We start from the raw sequence: 980 nt of genomic DNA on the forward strand, positions 1-980 counted from the left end.
CTCGGCGGCCTGCGGCGCCAGGCCGACGGCAGCCTGGCACGCCTGGAGCTGCTGCCCGGCGCCCTGGCCAAGGACAAGACCTGGAAGTGGCATCGCCTGCTGCGCCCCTATGTGCTGCACGTGATCGCCGCCGCTTGCGACGCGCCCATCAGCACGCTGTTGGTGGGCGAGGACCAGGCCCTGGTCTTCGAGCCGCTGCCGACCGAGCATGCGGCGCAGCTGCTCGCCGGCTGGCTGCAAGCCTGGAATGCCGGCATGCAGGCGCCGCTGCCGGTGGCGTTGAAGACGTCGCTGGCCTGGCTGCAGGAGGAGAACGACGACAAGGCCAGAGCCGTCTACGAGGGTGGCTACAACCTCAGCGGCGAAGTGGCCGGCAGCGCCAGCCTGGCGCGGCAGTTCCCCGACTACGCCGCACTGACCGCCGCCGGCCGGTTCCCGGCCTGGAGCGAGCGACTATACCGGCCGCTGTTGCAAAGCCAGCCGATTGCCCTCGAGGAGGATAGGCCATGAGCTCGTCACGACGTCCCCTGGCCCTGAGCTTTCCGCTGCACGGCAGCCGCCTGATCGAGGCCAGCGCCGGTACCGGCAAGACCTTCACCATTTCCGCGCTCTACCTGCGCCTGATCCTCGGCCACGGCGGCGCGGCGGCCTTCCGCGAGCCTTTGCTGCCGCCGCAGATCCTCGTGGTGACCTTCACCGATGCCGCCACCCGCGAGCTGCGCGACCGTATCCGCGCACGCCTGGTGCAGGCGGCGGCGCTGTTTCGCGGCGACGGCGAGGCCGATGCATTGCTGCACGAGCTGCGCGCGGACTTCCCCGCGGCCCAGTGGCCCGACTGCGCCCGCCGCCTGGAGTTGGCCGCACAGTGGATGGACGAGGCGGCCGTCTCCACCATCCATGGCTGGTGCCAGCGCATGCTGCGCGAGCACGCCTTCGACAGCGGCAGCCTGTTCAGCCAGACCCTGGAGACCGACCACAGC

At 70.9% G+C, this 980-nt stretch carries 1 protein-coding gene and 1 pseudogene; both read left to right on the forward strand.

Annotated features, from left to right (window positions below; translation table 11 throughout):
• Positions 1–510: pseudogene (locus N878_RS29205) on the forward strand (exodeoxyribonuclease V subunit gamma); the annotation flags it as partial.
• Positions 507–980, forward strand: a 474-nt coding sequence (locus tag N878_RS22300; RefSeq protein WP_036988674.1) for a UvrD-helicase domain-containing protein, incomplete at its 3' end; no start/stop codon positions are given. The pseudogene N878_RS29205 and the gene N878_RS22300, both read left to right, overlap by 4 nt.

The sequence above is a fragment of the Pseudomonas sp. EGD-AK9 genome, from assembly GCF_000465935.2.
GTDB lineage: Bacteria > Pseudomonadota > Gammaproteobacteria > Pseudomonadales > Pseudomonadaceae > Aquipseudomonas.